Origin of the sequence: Corallococcus sp. AS-1-12, from assembly GCF_020036995.1 — a bacterium.
Classification (GTDB): domain Bacteria; phylum Myxococcota; class Myxococcia; order Myxococcales; family Myxococcaceae; genus Corallococcus.
In genome coordinates this window covers 146,622-163,898 of record NZ_JAIQDD010000008.1, presented here as the reverse complement: position 1 = coordinate 163,898, position 17,277 = coordinate 146,622, and the positions used below count along the sequence as shown (strand labels likewise).

Here is a 17,277-nt window from a genome sequence, read left to right as displayed (position 1 = left end):
CCCCGTCAGGAGCCGTCGTCCTCCGCGTCGTCCGCGCCCCCGCCATCCACCGGGGCGCGGCCGAGCAGCCGGTCCACCTCCGCGTGCGCTCCTTCCGCCTGGGCCGCGCTGATGCGCTTGTAGACCTTGAGCGCGTCCACCACGCGGTGCGCGTGCTTCCACAGCGCGCGGGACCCGCTGGCCGGCGAGCGCTTGCGCGGGGACGGCAACATCGCGGCCAGCACCGCGCCCTGCGCCACGGAGAGCTGGGACGCGGACACGCCGAAGTGCTCGCGCGCGCCCGCCTCAATCCCATACACGCCGTTCCCCCACTCCACCACGTTGAGGTACAGCGTCAGGATGCGCTGCTTCGTCAGCGCCTCCTCCAGCCGGTGCGCCAGCACCAGCTCCTTCAGCTTGCGCGACAGGCTGCGGTCCGTGGACAGCCAGAGGTTCTTCGCCAGTTGCTGCGTGAGCGTGGACGCCCCCCGCCCCAGCTCGCCCTTCTCCACCGCCTGCCCCACCGCCCGCGCCAGCTCCACCGTGTCCACGCCGTCGTGCAGGTAGAAGCTCGCGTCCTCGGAGAGGAGCACCGCGTCCACCGCGGGCTTGGACACCGCCGACAACGGCACCCACTGCTGACGCCTTCGCGGCTTGCGCCCGGCCTCGCGCGCCTCGCTCGCGCGCTGCTCGATGAGCGCCGTCGTCTTCGGGTTCTCCTTCGCCAGGGGGGCCGCGTCCGGCAGCCCGATGAACGTGGCCGCGGCGATACCCACGCCCAGCACCAGCACGCCCACGGCCACCCAGCGCGCCCACCGCCTGCGTCGCGGCGGCGCGGGAGGCACCCGTGGCGGTGCGGGCGGGAGGGGCCCGGCGGGTTCGGGGCTCGGGGCTTCGGACGGACCTTCGACGGTGGACATCTGCCGGCCGTGTCTAGCGCCGCGCCGTCCGGGCGTCACCCTTCACGGTGAGCTTCGCGGACGCCAGGCGCGGGGGCTCGGGCGAGCGCCAGCGCTCGTCCACCGACGCGAAGCCCGCCACCAGCTCCCCCGCCAGGTAGCCGCGCGTCTTCTTCCCCTTGCGGCGCAGCCAGTCGTTGAGGACGTGCCCCTTGGCGTCCTTGCGCGCCTCCGGCTGCACCAGGTTGAAGCGCGAGCGCTTCACCAGCCCGCCCGACTTGTGCACGAACGTCACCGTGCCGTCGGCCCCCACCCGCTCCACGATGCCGATGTGCGTGAGGCCGTCGTTCATCAGGCCGTCGCGGTTCTTGTCGAACGTGTCCTTGAAGAACACCAGCGCGCCCGGCGTCGGCGTCTCCGTCAGCATCCCCAGCGCGCGCGCCTTGCGGTGGATGGCCGTGACGCCGTTCTCCTCCGGCAGCACGTCGTCCGGCAGCAGGTCCAACCGCCGCTGCTGGAACGCCAGCCGCGTCATGCCCGAGCAGTCGTCCGTCACCGTCGAGCTCATCTTCGCCAGCGTCGTCATCCCCACCCAGGACTTCGCCCGCCACAGCGCCCGGTCCGCCAGTTGGACCACCGGCCGGGCCTTCTTCGTCGCCGTGGCCTTGCTCGCGGCCTGCGCCGCCCCGCCCCACACCAGCGCGCTCACCAACGCGCCCACCCACACGCCTCGTCCCATGCGCACGCGGCAGAGCAACCGCCGTGCCCGGCCCCCGCGGCGTTGCTCGTGTCCACCTCACGACGGAGCGCGCGCTCGCTCCGGCACGCGGTGGGCAAGGAAGTTCCCACCCGTGGCAACCGCGCGCCCTGAAGCCCTCAGGGCACGACGACCGGGGGCGGAGGGGCGTCTTCATTCCGGTAGGTCCGCGCCGGCCCGCAGCCCCTGCCGGCGCATCCGGGGCTCAAGGCTCCATCGGGCGTGCCCGGGGCCCAGGTCCGCGCGGGCCTGGGCTGCATCAGCCTGGGGGGCGGAGCCGCCAGCGGCGCCGGGCTCCTCTCCCGGGCCTCCAGCGCGACCATCAGGGGCAGCGCCAGCCCCAGCACCGCGAACCGCCCCACGGCGCCAGGCGTCCGCGAGCCGGGCGCGGGCAGCACCTGGGCGCGCAGGCTCGACAGGATGAACGCACCGCCAATGGCCGTGCACAGCGCGAGCGCTCCCCACGTCATGGCCTGCGCCGTGATGACGATGGAGGACAGGCGCCAGGTCGCGCCCAGGTCCACCGCCGCCTTCCACGCCTGGTCCCTCCAGTCCGCGGCCGGACCGGCCATGCCGTAGCCCACCGCGCACGCGGCCACCCACACGGCGGCGCCATGCACCTCGCGCCGCAGCAGCCACCCCTGCGCGAGGCCCAACGCCACCCCCATCCCGACGAACGCCGTCCCGGGCGACAGCGCCAGCGCCACGGCCAGGGCCCGCGAGCCCACCAGGCCCACGGCCACCGCCATCGCCGTGCGCCCCACCCAGCCGGGGACCTGGAGCCCCGCCCGGCGCAGCGCGAACGCCTGCGCGTTGCCCAGCATCGCCCCCGCGACCGCGAAGACCGCCAGCTCCGCGAGCCGGTGCACCACGCCCTGCTCCACCACGGACAGCCGCCAGATGGCCGCCGAGCCCAGCACCGTCTCCAGCAGGTGGACCCAGGCGTCCGCCTGCATCCACGGGACGAGCAGCCCCAGCACGGTGACCCCGGAGAGGGCGAGGACGTGGACAAGACGAGAGCCCATGGCCCGGCAGTCTGCGCGAGTCCCCCGCGCCAAAGCCATCCACGCGGGCCTCCTCCTGCCCGCCGGCCAACGGAGGTGTCGCCCGGTGGAGGTGGATGTACGGCGCGACAGGACCGGGCGGGTTGGCTGGAACTCCGGTGCGAATCGAGCCACTTCGGGCAGCGGGCGCACCCCGGCAGCGGGGGCGAAACGCCGTGAAGCGGCGGACACTGGGAAATGGAGCACGAGCACAAGGCGCGGCCGGCGCTAGATTGCCGCCCCTATGGCGCATCCCACCGACGACAAGAACTTCCGCCTGCCCACCACCCTCCGTCCGCGCCGCTATCAGGCGACGGTGACCCTGGACCTGGAGGGGCGCACCTTCGCGGGTGAGCAGCGCGTGGAGCTGGAGCTGTCCCAGCCCACCTCGGAGATCATCCTCCACGCGAACGCGCTGGAGCTGGGCGAGGTCACCTTCCGCGCCGGCAACGACGTGCGCAAGCCCGCGTCCAAGCGCGTGGCCCCGGTGAGCGAGACGGTGGTGCTCACGTTCGATGCGCCCCTGCCCGCGGGCAGCGCCACGCTGGACGTGCTCTGGACGGGGCACTTCAGCGACGGCCTGCGCGGCCTGTACGCGGCGGGCCAGGTGGCCGCGACGCAGTTCGAGGCCGCGGACGCGCGCCGGCTGTTCCCCTGCTTCGACGAGCCGGCCTTCAAGGCGCGCTGGGCGCTCACGGTGCGCGTGCCGGAGGGCCACACCGTGCTGGGCAACGGCCGCGTGGTGAAGGACGAGAAGGACGGGGCCCTGCGCAAGGTGACGTTCGAGGAGACGGAGCTGCTCAGCTCGTACCTCATCGCGCTGGTGGTGGGCCCGCTGGTGGGCACGCCGGAGGAGCAGGTGGAGGGCGTCCCGGTGCGCACGTGGGCGCTGCCGGAGAAGGCGCACCTGGCGAAGTTCGGGCAGGACGCGGCGCTCCAGGTGCTGCCCCGGCTGCGGGACTACTTCGGGCTGCCGTATGCCTTTGGCAAGGTGGACCAGGTGGGCATCCCGGACTTCGAGGCGGGCGCGATGGAGAACGCCGGCCTCATCACCTACCGGGAGGTGGCGCTGCTGTTGGACCCGGCCACCGCGCCGCTGTCCGTGCAGAAGCGCGTGGCGGAGGTGGTGACGCACGAACTGGCGCACCAGTGGTTCGGCAACTGGGTGACGATGGTGTGGTGGGACGACCTCTGGCTCAACGAGGCGTTCGCCACGTGGATGGCCTTCAAGATCGTCGACCAGTGGCGGCCGGACTGGCGCATGTGGCTGGACTTCGACGCGCACCGGGCGAGCGCGCTGGCGCTGGACGCGCTCAAGTCCACGCACCCCATCCACGGGGAGGTGCGCAACGCGGGCGAGGCCGGTGAGAGCTTCGACGCGATTACGTACGAGAAGGGCGGCGCGGTGCTGCGGATGATTGAGGGGTTCCTGGGAGAGGGCCCCTTCCGCGAAGGCATCCGGCTGTACATGCGCAAGCACGCGCGCGCGAACGCGGTGAAGGAGGACCTGTGGAACGCGCTGGGTGAGGCGGCGAAGCAGCCGGTGAACGAGCTGGCGACGAAGTGGATTGGCCAGAGCGGCTTCCCGCTGGTGTCGGTGAAGGTGGAGGGGCGGAAGGTGTCGCTGTCGCAGCGGCGCTTCTACTCGGAGCCGGGGGTGAAGAGCCCGGAGACGTGGCCGGTGCCCATGGTGCTGCGCTTCGAGGACGCGGGCGGCGTGCGGGAGCAGCGGGTGCTCTTCCGCGACGCGCAGGCGACGGTGACGCTGGAGGGCGGCTCGGGCGACGTGAAGTGGCTGTGCGCGAACGGCGGCTCCACGGGCTTCTACCGGGTGGCGTACGAGAAGCCGGCGCTGGACGCGCTGGCGGCGAACCTGGGGACGCTGGCGCCGTCGGAGCGCATCTCGCTGCTGGCGGACACGTGGGCGCTGGTGCGCTCGGCGCAGGCGCCGGTGGCGGACCTCTTGGACCTGGCGGCGCGCTTCGGGGACGAGGAGGACGAGGCGGTGCTGGACGAGCTCGTCGGGCGGCTCGGCTACATCGAGAACCGGCTGACGGAGGGCGAGGACCAGGAGCGCTTCCGCCGGTGGGTGGAGGGGCTGTTGGGCGGCGGCCTGAAGAAGCTGGGCTGGCAGGCGGCGCAGGGCGAGCCGGACCGGGTGAAGCTGCGCCGCGCGGCGCTGGTGCGCGCGGTGGGTGGCCTGGCGCGCAGTCCGGAGGTGCTGGCGCAGGCGCGTCCGCTGGTGCAGCGGATGCTCCAGGGAGACAAGTCCGCGCTGGACGCGAACCTGCTGGACACGGCGGTGGGCATGGTGGCGCGCGCGGGAGACACGGCGCTGTTCGACGATTTGTTGCAGCGGATGCCGAGGGAGCCGGATCCGGCGACGCAGCGGCGCTACCTGATGGCGCTGACGTCCTTCGAGGACGCGAAGCTGGCGGAGCGCGCGCAGGGGCTGTTGTTCACGGAGACGGTGAAGACGCAGGACGTGGCGAGCTTCGCGACGGGCCTGTTGGGCAACCGCACCGGGCGCGACGCGTGGTGGGCGCAGTTGCAGAAGCGCTGGAAGGACCTGGTGGCGCGCACGGGCGCGGCGCCCATGCTGCTGCGCCGGGTGGTGGAAGGCCTGGGCCTGCTGCGCACGCGCGAGCAGTTGGAGCAGATGAAGGCCCTGCTCCAGGCGAACCCCATCCCGGAGGCCCAGCAGGCCACGGCGCAGACGCTGGAAAGGCTGACCCAGGACGTGGCCCTGAGAGAGCGCGTGGCCCCGGAGGTGGCCGCGTGGTTGAAGCGACGGCCGTGATATCCGGCGCCCATGAAGACCACGCTCACGCCCGAAGCCTCCGCCGCCTCCCGTGAGGCCCTGCGCCGCGCCAACGTGGCGTTCGGCCACGCCTATCCCGGCGATTCCTCCCGGCGCCAGCCCGTGCACACCGTGTACGGCGGCGCCCACCTCTTCCGCGCTGGCACCGCGCGGAAGATGGGGGACCTGGCGCTCGCGGCGCTGCGCGACTACGCCGCTGACGGCTCCCAGCTCGCCCATGGCCTGGGCCTGCCCCAGCGCGGCGGCTTCGCCCAGCGCGTCCATGACCGCGTCGTGGACAAGCTCCAGCGTGAACCCGTGGAGGACTTCCGCATCGACTTCGAGGACGGCTATGGCCACCGCCCCGACGCCGAGGAGGACGCCCACGCCGTCGCCGCCGCCACGGAGGTCGCTCGCGGCCTGGAGCAGGGCTCGCTCCCGCCGTTCATCGGCATCCGCGTGAAGTCCTTCACCGAGGAGCTCTACGCCCGCGCCTCGCGCACCCTGGACCTCTTCGTCACCGCGCTGCTGGAGCAATCCGGTGGCAGGATGCCGCCATCCTTCGTCGTCACCCTGCCCAAGGTCACCGTGCCCGAACAGGTGACCGCCCTGGCCAAGCTCCTGTCGGAGCTGGAGTCCGCCCACCGCCTGTCCCCCGGCGCCCTCAGCCTGGAGCTGATGGTGGAGACGCCCCAGGCCCTCTTCGACTCGCGCGGCCGGCCGCACCTGCGCTCGCTCGTGGAGGCCGGCGAGGGCCGCTGCTCCCACGTCCACCTGGGCGTCTACGACTACACCGCCGCCCTGGATGTCAGCGCGCACATGCAGCACATGCTCCACCCCGCCTGCGACTTCCTGCGCGACACCGTGCAGGTGCTCCTCGCGGGCAGCGGCGTGCGCCTGTCCGACGGCGCCACCAACGTCATGCCCGTGGGCCCCCACCGCAAGCAGGGCGACACCCCGCTGCTCCCCACCGAGCGGCGCGAGAACACCGACGCCGTGCACCGCGCGTGGCAGGTGGCGTACCGGCACACGCGCCACTCGCTGGAGCGCGGCTACTACCAGGGCTGGGACCTGCACCCCGCCCAGCTCCCCGTGCGCTACGCCGCCGTCTACGCCTTCTTCCTGGAGGGCCTGGAGCCCGCGTCCCAGCGCCTCAAGGCCTTCATCGACAAGGCCGCCCAGGCCACCCTGCTGGGCGACGTGTTCGACGACGCCGCCACCGGCCAGGGCCTGCTCAACTTCTTCCTGCGCGGCCTGGCGTGCGGCGCCCTCACGGAGGAGGAGGCCCGCGCCACCGGCCTGACGCTGGAGGAGCTGAGGAGCCGCTCCTTCCGCGCCATCGTCCAGGGCCGCGCGTCACGCTGACGCGGGCGGCTCCGTGGGGGGCACCGCGCTCCGGTGCCCCAGCCACTCGCGCGCGACGGCCACGTCCACCGCGAGGATGCCCAACAGGAACAGCCACGGCCCCAGCTTCGCCGACAGGCCCGTCAGCGCCCAGACGGTGATGAGCCCCGCGAGCACCGGCGGCACCACCGAGGGCAGCGCCTCCCGCGCGCGCCGCACCGCCCCCAGCACGCCCAGCGCCAGCAGCCCCAGCACCACGCCCGTCGCGCCCAGCCGCCCGCGCCCCGTCCCCGCGCCCTGCCCCGACGGGAGCACCAGCGTGTTGAACTTCCACGTGTCGTTGTCCTGGATGTCCCAGGCGAAGTTGTCGTCGATGGTGATGTTGCGCTCGCGCTGCAGGTGCGCCGTGGGCACCAGCGACCACGCCGAGCTCCACGGCAGCAGCAGCCCCACCGCGCACGCCGCCACGCCCGCGAACACCCACCGCTTCAGCCGCACGTCCGCCGGCCGCTTCGTCAGCGAAGGCTCCGCCAGCGACGACGCCTTGAACGCCCGCCACTGCACGGAGGCGAGCACCACCGCCGCCAGCACCCACAGGAGCGGCGCCACACCCAGCCCCAGCGACAGGAACGCCTGCGTCACCGTGAGCGCCGTGAACATGGGGAGGAACGCCGGATGCGCGGCCCACTTCACCACCGGCACCAGCGCGTCCGGCAGCTTCCGGCCCGAGGCCACCCACTCGCGCGCGCCCAGCATGCCGGCGCCCACCAGCATCAACACCGACCACGGCAGCCCCAGCCCGCCGCCGACGAAGGGCAGCACCGGCACCACCACCGCCGCCGCCACCAGTCCGGAACCCAGCAGCGGCAGCGAGCCCCCGGGCAGCCGCTCGCGCAGCCTCGGGTCGTCCAGCACGTCCTGCACCGCGCGGCCCGCCGAGTCCGCCGCGCGCCGCGCCTTGTCCGCCACCTCGTCCATCACCGGCGACCCGGGCGCGTTCAGGTCCCCGCCGCAGTGGGGACACGTCCGTGACGACAGGCCTTCAGGGAGCGGCTGACCACAGTGCGGGCAGGACATGGCGCGAGTCCTCCTCGAAGGAAACAGGAGCGCGAAAGCCTACACCGCGTCCCCGCCGCATCCTCCATGAACGCGCACGCAAGCCCCCGGGGCCCCCGCATGCCCGGCTGCTACCAGAGCATGTCCTGGTCCTCGGTGACGCCGGGGACGTTGGACAGGCGCAGCTCCTGGCCGCCCACGCGCAGGGTGCCCTCGAAGAAGCCCACGGGCTGGGCGAAGTGGCTCACCACCAGCCGCAGGTTGCGCTCCTCGCGGTGCACGTAGATGGGCTTGAAGCGCAGGTCCACCGCGCCGTCCGCCGTCGTCAGGCGCCACGGGTCCAGGAGCTCCTTCGCGTCGTACTCGAAGCGCGCGCGGCCCACCGGGTAGAGCCGGTCGCCCAGCCAGACGGCGTTCTCGTTGGCCTCGGTGGCGCCCTCGTTGAAGCCCTCCACCAGGTTGAGCCCCACGGGCGTGCCGTCCGGCAGCCGCCCGGCCGCGAAGGCCCAGCGCCATGCGGTGTGCCGCGCCAGGTAGCCCTGCGTGTAGTCCATGCCGCCCACGCCGCCGTCCAGCCGGAAGCGCCGGCCCCCCGCCTCCAGGCTCCCGAAGGCCAGCAGGCCGCTGCGCTTCTGGGTGACGTTGACCAGCCCGTCGCCCGCCACCGGCGCGATGACGGTGAGGGCCGGCGGGCCGCCCGCCACCAGCAGCTCCCCGTTCCACTGGAACGACTGGAGCGACTGCGTGCGCATGCGGCTGACGTCCACCTCCACCTGGTAGCGCTCGTCGGACTCGCCGCGCTTCACGGACATGCGCCCGCCCAGCGTGCGGAAGGCCGCCACCAGCCCCGCGCCCGGCTTGTCGCTCACCTCCGCGAGCGGCCCGGGCACGCCCAGGAAGCTGACGTCGCACAGGGGCTTCTTCTCCTGGAGGTCCACCGCCACCGCGAAGGCGTTGGCCGTGTAGCCCAGGTCCACCACCGCGAAGAGGGCCGCCACCTCCTGCGTGGCGACGAAGGTGTAGTGCCAGCGCTTGCGCTTGAGCAGCCGCGTCGCGCGCCCCGGCGCCCACTTCCCCAGCAGCCGGGGCAGGTCCACCTCCGGCAGCTCGCCCTGATACGTCCCGAACCGCGGTTCCCCTTCCGTGGAGGCCACCGAGTTCGGGGCGAAGGGCAGCAGGGCTTCTCGTTCACGCTCGAGCGTCATCACGAAACATTGGACGGCACTTCGCTGGCGCTGTCACGTGAACACGCCGCCCAAGTTGCGCCCCGAAGACACTCGGGGCCGCGTGCCTGCCCGCTAGCTCCTGCCGAAGATGATGCGCTCCTGGGTCAACAGACGCGTGGTGAAGCGCAGCGCCACCAGCGACACCGCCACGCAGGACGCGAGCGCGAGCAGGAAGGGCAGGGGCCCCAGCGTCTCCCCGCGCATCACCTCGCCCGCGAGCAGCTCCTGCCCCAGCACCGGCACCGCGAACATCCACGTCTGCGTCTGGATGGGGGACAGGGCCAGCATCATCCCGGGCAGCGTGGGCAGCACCATCAGGAGCGACAGGTACGTCTGCGCCTCCTTGAACGACCGTGCATAGGTGGACACCCACATCTGCACGGCGGACGCGGCCAGCACCAGCGGCATCACCGCGGCCAGCATGCCCAGCGCGGCCGGCGCGTCGAAGCGGGCGCGCACGCCCAGGTCCTCCAGCGGCACGCGCTTCACCACCAGGAAGTAACCCACCAGACACAGGAGCACGCCCGTGCCCGCCATGGCGCAGGTGGCCAGCCACTTGCCCGCCACCACCGCGCCGCGCGGCGCCGGGTTGAGCAGCAGGGGCTCCAGCGAGCCGCGCTCGCGCTCGCCCGCCATGGTGTCGCTGGCGAGCTGCATGCCGCCCGCGAACGCCGCCATCACCAGGAACAGCGGGATGGTGGTGAGCACCGTGGCCGCGGTGCGCTCGGGGGTGGACAGGTCCAGCTCGTCCACGCGCACGGGCACCGCCAGCTCCGGGGACACGCCGCGCGCGAACAGGCGCTGGCTGCCGGTCTGCTGCGAATACACCGCCAGCATCCGCTGCGCGCGCTGCACGGACTGGCGGGCCTTGTTGCGCGAGCTGTCCACCACCAGCCGCACCGCGGCGGTGTGCCCGTCCGCGAAGTCCTTCGCGTAGTCGTCCGGCACCACCAGCACCAGGTCCAGCTTCCCGGCCTGCACCAGCGCCTCGTAGTCCTGGGGCGCCTCCGACAGCTTCGCGCCGTAGCGCTCCAGGAAGGCCATCAGGCTGGGCGCGTGCTCACGGCCCACCACCGGCATCTCCAGCGGCCGGTCCTGCCGGTACCAGGACGCCATCACGTTGAACATCACCAGGAACACCAGCGGGCCCAGCAGCGGCCACATCACCGCGGAGCCCAGCGTGCGCCGGTCCCGCAGGTGGTCGAGCACTTCCTTGCGCAGCACCGTCCCGACGAGGCCCTTCATTCGCGCAACCCCTGCTCGCTGCCAATCACGCTCACGAAGGCTTCCTCCAGGCTGTCCTTGCCGGTGGAGGCGCGCAGCGCGTCCGCCGTCCCGTCCGCCACCACCCGCCCGCGCGCCACCACCACGATGCGGTCACACAGCGCGGCCACCTCCTGCATCACGTGGCTGGAGAACACCACGCAGCAGCCCTGCGCCTTCAGCTTGCGCAACAGCGTGCGCACGGAGCGCGTGGCCATCACGTCCAGGCCGTTGGTGGGCTCGTCCAGCAGCACGTTGCGGGGCCCGTGCACCAGCGCCCTCGCCAGCGCCACCTTCACGCGCTCGCCCTGGCTGAAGCCCTCCGTGCGCCGGTCCGCGATGTCCTTCATGTCCAGCAGCTCCACCAGCTCCTCCACGCGCGCGTCCAGCGCGGCGCCGGACAGGCCGTGCAGCTCGCCGAAGTACCGCGCGTGCTCGCGCGCGGTGAGGCGCGGGTAGAGGCCGCGCGCGTCGGGCAGCACGCCCAACGCGCGCCGGGCCACCTCCGGCTCTTTCGCCACGTCCACGCCGTCCACGGTGGCGGTGCCGCCGTCCGGGCGCACCAGCGTGTAGAGCATGCGCAGCGTGGTCGTCTTGCCCGCGCCGTTGGGGCCCAGCAGGCCCGTGATGACGCCGTCCTCCGCGGTGAAGGTCACGTCGTGCACGGCCGTCACGGAGCCGAAGCGCTTGTGCAGGTTCCTGGCTTCAATCATGGGCGCTTTGAGTCCTACGGGACAGGGCCGGCGAAGGAGGTGAAGAAGGGCGGCCGCTTGAGGCCCGCGCCGCAGTCGGGCGTCAGGCCCTCCACGCTGCCGCGCGTGAGCAGGTCCGCCATCAGCGTGCGCGCGCAGTCCGCGCCCACCGTGTTGTGCCCCAGCCCCGGCACCACCACGTGCAGGCTGTGCGTGAGCGTCCGCTTCGCCTCCTCGCCCCAGGGCGGCGGCGTCACGGGGTCCAGCTCGCCGGACAGCAGCAGCGTGGGGATGTCCGACTTCACGGGCTCGCGGAAGCTTTGGGGCACGTTCGCCTGGGGCCACTTCGCGCACGCGCGCTTGAGGTCCAGCGCCATGCGCGGGCCGAACCAGGTGCCCTTCGCCTCGCGCTCGGCGTCCTCCTCCGTGAAGAAGGGCGCGTCCTCCGCGCACGCCACCGCCAGGAACATGCCCCGGCTGGTGGTGCGCGCCACCTCGTCGGTGAGCCCCAGCGACAGCGCGACGAAGGGCGTCCAGTCGTCCTTCGCGGCGCGGTCCAGCATCAGGGGCACGAGCGACGCGACGTCCGGGCTGTAGAGCAGCGAGAACAGCTCCGACAGGAAGACGCGCCGGGTGAGCGTGAAGTCCTCCGGCACGCCCGTGCGCGGGTGCGCCAGGTGCACCTTCGCGGGGGCGGCCTCCAGCTTCGCGAGCAGTCCTTCCGTGCGGGCGCGCAGGTCCGGATACGCCTTCGCGCAGACGCCGTCCTTCGCGCACGCGTCCATCAGCAGGTCCAGGGCGCGCTGCCCGTCGCGCGCGGCGTACAGCGGCAGGTACTGCCCCATGGGGGCCACGCCATCCAGGATGGCGGTGCGCACGCGGTCCGGGTGCTGGCGCATGTACACCAGCGCCGCGCGCGTCCCGTAGGAGATGCCCCACAGGTTCACCTGCCGGTAGCCCAGCGCCGCGCGCACGTCGTCCAGGTCGTCCATGGCGATGGACGTGGTGTAGAGCCGCTCGTCCGCGTCCCAGCCCTTGCGGCACTGGGGAATCACGTCCGCGTCCTCGCGGTCCTCGAAGCGCTCCGCCAGCGACGTGCGCGAGGGGTTCAACGCCTCGCAGTCCAGCGGGTGCGAGTCCCCCGTGCCGCGCTGGTCCACGAACACGATGTCGCGCTGGCGCCGGATGCGCTCCAGCGCGGGCAGGATGCGCGTGCGGGACGCCGCCTGGCCGGGGCCGCCCGCGAGGAAGAACAGCGGATCCTCCTTCGGCTGCGACGCGAGCGCGGGCACCACCACCACGCGCAAGGAGATTTTGCGCCCCTTCGCCGCGGCCCGGTCCTCGAAGACCTCCAGCGTGCCGCAGAGGGTCTGCGCGGCCACCCCGTCCAGCCGGCACGGCTTCAGGTCCATCCGCCGCGCGGAGGCGGCCTCGGCGCTGGAGGACCGGGAGCAGCCCGTGAGCGACAGCGCCGCCAGCACCGCCAGCGTGGCGAGGGGGTGAGACAAGATGCCACCTGTCACGGCGGGCGAACCTCCAGCACGGGGGAGTCCCTGGCGCATACCATTGGCGCACCGAAGGTGCACCCGCCGAAGCCCCGTCACGCGCGGCGATTGAATCCGCGCGAACGCGGGGCGTCCTCTGCTACGCCCATGCCCATGAAGAAACGCGCGTTCCTGGTCCTCTTCGCCCTTTCGCTCACCACGCTCTCCGGCTGCGCCGCGCTGCAGAGCCTGCTCAACGGAGCCTTCAAGAAGCCCACGCTGAAGTTCAAGACGGCCCGGCTGGCGAACGCCTCCCTGTCCGACGCCACGGTGGACCTGGTGTACGAGCTGGACAACCCCAACAGCCTGGGCCTGAAGCTGGCGTCGGTGGACTATGCCTTCTTCGTGGAGGGCAAGCAGTTGGTGGCCGGCAAGCCGAAGGAGGGCCTGAGCCTCAAGTCCAACGGCAAGAGCCAGATTGTCTTCCCCGCCAACGTGAAGTTCGCGGACATCGCGCCGGTGGTGACCACGTTCCTGAACAAGGACGTGGCGGCCTTCAAGGCGCAGGGCTCGCTGGGCGTCCAGACGCCGCTGGGCGTGCTGCACTTCCCCCTGGAGAAGGAGGGCACGTTCCCCGTCCCCAAGATTCCCCAGGTGCAGTTCCAGTCGCCGCGCATCACGAACGTCACCTTGAGCGGGGCCACGGTGGAGTTCCCCCTGGCCATCACCAACCGCAACGCCTTCCCCCTGCCGGTGGCGGGCATCACCGGCGCGCTCAAGGTGGCGGGCGCCAACGTGGGCAACCTGTCCACGGGCAACCTGGGCATGCTGGACGGCAGCGGGACCCGGCAGGTGACGCTCCCGCTGACCATCAACTTCGCGAGCGCGGCCGCCGCGGCCATGGCCCTGCGCTCGGGCGGCAACGCGCAGGTGAGCCTGACGGGCAACCTGACGTCAGACGCGCAGTCCGTGCCCCTGAACCTCAGCCAGCTCGTGAATTTCACGAAGTAAACGGTGGGCGTGCAGGGAAGCAGGCGGTGCGTGGGACACCGGGGATGTTGTCCCCGGGCAGGGGAGCCGTTACGGTTGCGCCGCTTCCCGAGGGCCCCCCATGCGCCGCATCCTCTTCAAGTCCAAGATCCACCGCGCGACGGTGACCCAGGCCGACCTCGACTACGAGGGTTCGGTGACCATCGACAAGGACCTGCTCCAGGCGGCGGACATCCTCCCCTTCGAGAAGGTCGCGGTGTGGAACGTCACGCGCGGCACCCGGCTGGAGACGTACGCCCTGGAGGGCGAGTCCGGCAGCGGTGTCATCTGCATCAACGGCGCGGCCGCGCACCTGAACCAGCCGGGCGACCTGGTCATCCTGGCCACCTTCGCGGAGGTGGAGGAGGCGGAGGTCGCCAACTGGAAGCCCACGGTCGTCTTCGTGGACGGCAAGAACCGGGCGGTCCCCGGCGTCACCGAGGAAATCCCCGGTCCCGCGCGCCGTATCGCCTAGGGACGCTTTGCCCAGGGCGGCTTTGCCGCTCCGGCCCTGTCTGCCATGCTTCCCGCCCTTCCCTTGAGGCGCGGGCGCGGCGACGCGCGTCCCGGAGGCGATGACGCGATGAAGTGGACGTGGGCGGGGCTGACGGTCCTGGTGGCGGTGGCGGGGTGCAAGCAGGTGGGCCCGTATCAGCGCGACCCCAACGAGGAGGACGCGTTCGTCTCCAACGTGCCCGTCATCCGGGCGCCCGCCCAGGACCGCTGCGCGGCGCTGGGGACGTCCTCCGTGCGCGGCGGCTGTGACGACGCCCTCTACCTGGCCCAGGAGTACGCCCGGCGCCTGTCGGTGGGGGACGAGGTGTGCCTGGAGGGCGGCTTCGGCGAGGAGCCGGGCGCGACGTGCAAGGCGAGAGCGGCGGTCATCGACACGGGGCCCAACCGGGTGAAGCTGGAGGTGCGCTCGGCGCGTCCGGACTCGCGGTGGTTCAAGTCGGAGATGCGACACGGCTGGTACGAAGAAGGCGCGCTGGTGGACCTGTATCTGGCCGAACGGGGTTACTAGAGACGACCGGCCGCGTTCATCGCGGCCCCAGGGAGGAGACGGCATGGCCTTCTACGACAGCGTGACGGAGCGGCTGGGCTTCATGAAGAAGCTGACCCCCGCGGAGATGAAGAAGCTGGGGGCGCTGCGCCTGTCGGACCTCATCCAGGCGGAGATTGGCCGGGCGCGCGTGCGCGTGGCGGCGCTGGAGAAGCGCTACCCGTCCGCGACGACCAAGGAGCTGGCGCAGCGGCTGGTGGACGAGAAGAAGAGCTTCGCGGGCATGGTGGGCGGCGTGAGCGGCGTGTTCGGGCTCATCTCGCTGCCGGCGGACCTGACGTTCATGGCGTACCTGCAGCTCATCCTTCTCACGGACGTGGCCACGCTCTACAAGGCGAACCTCAAGACGGAGCGCGCGCGCGGGGAGCTGCTGGATTTGTTCGGCTACGCCAACGGGCTGGGTCCGCTGCACCGCTCCGGGCCGAAGGTGCTGGGCAAGCTGGCGGCGCTGCTGCTCGCGAAGGGCGGCATGACGACGCTGGGCCGCGCGATGCCGCTGGTCGCCGCGCCCATCACGGCGTACCTCAACAACCAGCACATCCAGATGGTGGGGGAGCAGGCCGTGCGCTTCTACGAGGGCTTCGACAAGGCCCACGCGAAGGCGCGGACGGCGCGGCGCAAGGCGGCGGGCGCGGAGTGAAGTGAATGCCCCCGGGGCGCCCGCTGCGCTAGACAGCGCGCATGTCATCGCAAGACGCCGCCACCCTGCATGCCCGCGCCGCGGAGCTCCTGGACACGTACCCGAAGAACTTCAAGCAGGCCAAGGAGCTGCTGCGCCAGGTGCTCGCGCTGGAGCCCGACCACCTGGAAGCGCTGCATGACCTGAACTGGTCGCTGGACCGCGACCGGGACCTGGAGCCCGGCCGCTGGCAGAAGGAAGAGCAGTCCGCCCAGGCCCTCCTGCGCGAGCGCATCCTGGCGCTCACCCGGAACGTGAAGCCCGGCGAGCCGCTGACCCTCGAGCGCAAGGCCCGGTCGCTGGCGCTCGCACACCACGCGGAGGCCCTGCTCCAGTCCCCGCCGGACACGGCGCGTCTCCAGCAGGTCGAAGCCGCGCTCGCGGAGAGCCAGGCCCTGCGCCCGGAGGGCCCCGAGCAGGGCCGCGCGGAACGCGGCGTCATGGCGTGGAAGGCCATCCACCGCGCCCGGAACGGTGAGCCCCAGGCGTATCAGGCGCTGCTGGACTGGGTGGCCGAGCATCCGCGCCCCTCGCCCTTCCACGACGATGAACACGCCTGTGCGTTCCGCGGCCTGGAGCAGGCGTTCGCGGACGAAGGCTTCCTCGCGTGGCTGCGTGCGCAGGAGCCCCGGTCCGCGAAGGACGCCCTCGCCCGGCAGCTCCTACTGGGCCTGGAGCACGTCGTGGACTGGGACACGTTCGCCTTCCTGAACGGCCCCGTGTCCACGCCCTGCCGCGTGGGCCGGCTGCTCGCGCTGCGGGCGCTGGGCGGCGACCTGTCCGTGAAGGTCCAGGGCCAGTCCCTGCTGGAGCACGCGAAGCGCCTGGGCGACGCGGCCCTGGTGAAGGAGCTGGAGGCGCTCGCGTCCCCCGCGCCGGAGGCGAAGACGCAGGCCGCGCCCGTGGACCGGAGCACCGTCGCGCTGTCCTTCACGGATCTCCACGTGACGGACGCGGGCCACGTCGTGGTGCTCGGGGGCACGCCCCACCCGTCCTCGGACTACGGCGCGGTGTCGGGGGATGACCTGTGGGACTTCGACGAGAGCATCCCCTGGAACCAGCCCTGGTCCGACCAGGTGTGGCTCTCCCAGGTCACCGTGGACGAGGACGAGGTGGACCCCTTCGAGCCATCTTACGAAGTGGACTGCAACCGCCTGCTCATCCACGACGGCAAGACGTGGGAGCGCCACCGCCTGCCCAGGGCCCTGCCCTACGGCTACGTGGCGCCCACCCTCCGCGACCTGGGCACGCCCTGGGGCCTGACGGGCTTTGGCGTGTCCGCGCTCGCGTTCGCGGGAGCAGCGGGTGCCTCCGGCGAGTGGACCGTCCAGGAGGTCACCGGCGCCACCGCGCTCAACCTCGTGGACGGCGTGGTGCACGAAGGCACCCTCTTCGCCCTCTGCGAGACGAACGGCCTGGGGCGGATCACCTCCTCCCGCTTCGAGCGCATCCAGACGGAGCAGCAGGGCTTCCGCGGGCTGCGCTCCCTGGCCGGCACGCTCTTCGTGCTGGGAGAGGACGGGCTGTGGGCGCTCGACGGCGACACGCTGGTGGCCCGCTGCTCCACGGAGGAGCCCGTGCTGGACGTCGAGTCGCATCCCGGCGGCGGTCTCATCCTGCGCACCGAATCGCAGGCACTCGTCCTGCCGGATGGCGGCGAGGCCACCGCGCTGGAGCTGCCGGAGGGCCGCGTGCACTCGCTGGCCGTCTTCCAGGGGCAGGTCTTCGTCAGCGTGCGCGACCAGGTCTTCCGCGTGGAGGGGACCCGGGCCGTGCCGCTGGAGGTGCCCACGCCCGCGCCCGGCTTCCCGCGCCTCAAGGCCGCGGGGGGAAGGTTGTGGGCGGTGTTCCCCCACCACCTCGCCTCCTCGTCGGATGGGAAGACCTTCGAGGCCGTGACCTTCCGCTGAGCGGAAATCCGGTCAGAAACCGGTTCGATATGTCCGTCACGTATTTCCGTTGA

The 17,277-nt window shown here is 72.3% G+C and carries 15 protein-coding genes; 7 read left to right on the top strand and 8 right to left on the bottom strand.

The features are described from left to right. Positions 1 to 5: 5 nt before the first annotated feature. The 3 genes from K8556_RS15940 to K8556_RS15930 form a co-directional block, all read right to left on the bottom strand. Positions 6 to 782 (bottom strand): biosynthetic peptidoglycan transglycosylase, encoded by a 777-nt coding sequence (locus tag K8556_RS15940; protein ID WP_223740929.1) that lies wholly within the window; start codon positions 780 to 782, stop codon positions 6 to 8. Between the two features lie 130 nt (positions 783 to 912). Beyond that, positions 913 to 1,623, bottom strand: a complete 711-nt coding sequence (locus K8556_RS15935; protein ID WP_223740928.1) for a CHAP domain-containing protein — start codon at positions 1,621 to 1,623, stop codon at positions 913 to 915. 131 nt (positions 1,624 to 1,754) lie between these two features. After that, entirely contained in the window at positions 1,755 to 2,660 is a 906-nt protein-coding gene (locus K8556_RS15930) for a hypothetical protein (RefSeq protein ID WP_223740927.1), read from the bottom strand. A 262-nt stretch (positions 2,661 to 2,922) separates the two neighbouring features. Here K8556_RS15930 and K8556_RS15925 point away from each other — a divergent pair, with 262 nt between their 5' ends. After that, a complete protein-coding gene (locus tag K8556_RS15925; protein ID WP_223740926.1) occupies positions 2,923 to 5,478 on the top strand; it encodes a M1 family metallopeptidase in 2,556 nt (851 codons plus the stop codon). 12 nt (positions 5,479 to 5,490) lie between these two features. Further along, a complete protein-coding gene (locus K8556_RS15920; protein WP_223740925.1) occupies positions 5,491 to 6,843 on the top strand; it encodes a phosphoenolpyruvate kinase in 1,353 nt (450 codons plus the stop codon). Here the strand turns inward: K8556_RS15920 and K8556_RS15915 are convergent. The 5 genes from K8556_RS15915 to K8556_RS15895 all read right to left on the bottom strand — a co-directional run bounded on the left by K8556_RS15915 (position 6,835) and on the right by K8556_RS15895 (position 12,621). Beyond that, complete coding sequence (locus K8556_RS15915; RefSeq protein ID WP_223740924.1) at positions 6,835 to 7,899, bottom strand: zinc ribbon domain-containing protein; 1,065 nt, start codon at positions 7,897 to 7,899, stop codon at positions 6,835 to 6,837. The genes K8556_RS15920 and K8556_RS15915 overlap by 9 nt on opposite strands. 110 nt (positions 7,900 to 8,009) lie before the next feature. Next, the gene (locus K8556_RS15910) at positions 8,010 to 9,083 is read right to left on the bottom strand and encodes a DUF2804 domain-containing protein (protein ID WP_223740923.1); all 1,074 of its coding nucleotides are present in this window, start codon (positions 9,081 to 9,083) and stop codon (positions 8,010 to 8,012) included. 93 nt (positions 9,084 to 9,176) lie between these two features. After that, the gene (locus tag K8556_RS15905) at positions 9,177 to 10,349 is read right to left on the bottom strand and encodes an ABC transporter permease (protein WP_223740922.1); all 1,173 of its coding nucleotides are present in this window, start codon (positions 10,347 to 10,349) and stop codon (positions 9,177 to 9,179) included. Beyond that, a complete protein-coding gene (locus tag K8556_RS15900) occupies positions 10,346 to 11,080 on the bottom strand; it encodes an ATP-binding cassette domain-containing protein (RefSeq protein ID WP_223740921.1) in 735 nt (244 codons plus the stop codon). The genes K8556_RS15905 and K8556_RS15900 overlap by 4 nt, the downstream gene beginning before the upstream one ends. Before the next feature lie 14 nt (positions 11,081 to 11,094). Beyond that, entirely contained in the window at positions 11,095 to 12,621 is a 1,527-nt protein-coding gene (locus K8556_RS15895) for an alpha/beta hydrolase (protein WP_223740920.1), read from the bottom strand. 90 nt (positions 12,622 to 12,711) lie between these two features. Here K8556_RS15895 and K8556_RS15890 point away from each other — a divergent pair, with 90 nt between their 5' ends. The 5 genes from K8556_RS15890 (at position 12,712) to K8556_RS15870 (ending at position 17,224) form a co-directional block, all read left to right on the top strand. Further along, positions 12,712 to 13,554 (top strand): LEA type 2 family protein, encoded by an 843-nt coding sequence (locus tag K8556_RS15890; protein WP_223740919.1) that lies wholly within the window; start codon positions 12,712 to 12,714, stop codon positions 13,552 to 13,554. Between the two features lie 100 nt (positions 13,555 to 13,654). Continuing rightward, the gene (panD, locus tag K8556_RS15885) at positions 13,655 to 14,047 is read left to right on the top strand and encodes an aspartate 1-decarboxylase (protein WP_206787356.1); all 393 of its coding nucleotides are present in this window, start codon (positions 13,655 to 13,657) and stop codon (positions 14,045 to 14,047) included. A gap of 108 nt (positions 14,048 to 14,155) precedes the next feature. Further along, positions 14,156 to 14,596, top strand: a complete 441-nt coding sequence (locus K8556_RS15880; protein ID WP_223740918.1) for a hypothetical protein — start codon at positions 14,156 to 14,158, stop codon at positions 14,594 to 14,596. A 43-nt stretch (positions 14,597 to 14,639) separates the two neighbouring features. Beyond that, positions 14,640 to 15,275, top strand: coding sequence for an EcsC family protein (locus K8556_RS15875; protein ID WP_223740917.1), 636 nt, complete (start codon positions 14,640 to 14,642; stop codon positions 15,273 to 15,275). A gap of 41 nt (positions 15,276 to 15,316) precedes the next feature. Continuing rightward, the gene (locus K8556_RS15870) at positions 15,317 to 17,224 is read left to right on the top strand and encodes a hypothetical protein (RefSeq protein ID WP_223740916.1); all 1,908 of its coding nucleotides are present in this window, start codon (positions 15,317 to 15,319) and stop codon (positions 17,222 to 17,224) included. Positions 17,225 to 17,277: the final 53 nt, after the last annotated feature.

Bases quoted from the DNA above. Each gene is read 5' to 3' on its own strand.
- K8556_RS15930 (WP_223740927.1), bottom strand. From the start codon at position 2,660: ATGGGCTCTCGTCTTGTCCACGTCCTCGCCCTCTCCGGGGTCACCGTG.
- K8556_RS15925 (WP_223740926.1), top strand. From the start codon at position 2,923: ATGGCGCATCCCACCGACGACAAGAACTTCCGCCTGCCCACCACCCTC.
- K8556_RS15920 (WP_223740925.1), top strand. From the start codon at position 5,491: ATGAAGACCACGCTCACGCCCGAAGCCTCCGCCGCCTCCCGTGAGGCC.
- K8556_RS15915 (WP_223740924.1), bottom strand. From the start codon at position 7,899: ATGTCCTGCCCGCACTGTGGTCAGCCGCTCCCTGAAGGCCTGTCGTCA.
- K8556_RS15910 (WP_223740923.1), bottom strand. From the start codon at position 9,083: ATGACGCTCGAGCGTGAACGAGAAGCCCTGCTGCCCTTCGCCCCGAAC.
- K8556_RS15905 (WP_223740922.1), bottom strand. From the start codon at position 10,349: ATGAAGGGCCTCGTCGGGACGGTGCTGCGCAAGGAAGTGCTCGACCAC.
- K8556_RS15900 (WP_223740921.1), bottom strand. From the start codon at position 11,080: ATGATTGAAGCCAGGAACCTGCACAAGCGCTTCGGCTCCGTGACGGCC.
- K8556_RS15895 (WP_223740920.1), bottom strand. From the start codon at position 12,621: ATGCGCCAGGGACTCCCCCGTGCTGGAGGTTCGCCCGCCGTGACAGGT.
- K8556_RS15890 (WP_223740919.1), top strand. From the start codon at position 12,712: ATGCCCATGAAGAAACGCGCGTTCCTGGTCCTCTTCGCCCTTTCGCTC.
- panD (WP_206787356.1), top strand. From the start codon at position 13,655: ATGCGCCGCATCCTCTTCAAGTCCAAGATCCACCGCGCGACGGTGACC.
- K8556_RS15880 (WP_223740918.1), top strand. From the start codon at position 14,156: ATGAAGTGGACGTGGGCGGGGCTGACGGTCCTGGTGGCGGTGGCGGGG.
- K8556_RS15875 (WP_223740917.1), top strand. From the start codon at position 14,640: ATGGCCTTCTACGACAGCGTGACGGAGCGGCTGGGCTTCATGAAGAAG.
- K8556_RS15870 (WP_223740916.1), top strand. From the start codon at position 15,317: ATGTCATCGCAAGACGCCGCCACCCTGCATGCCCGCGCCGCGGAGCTC.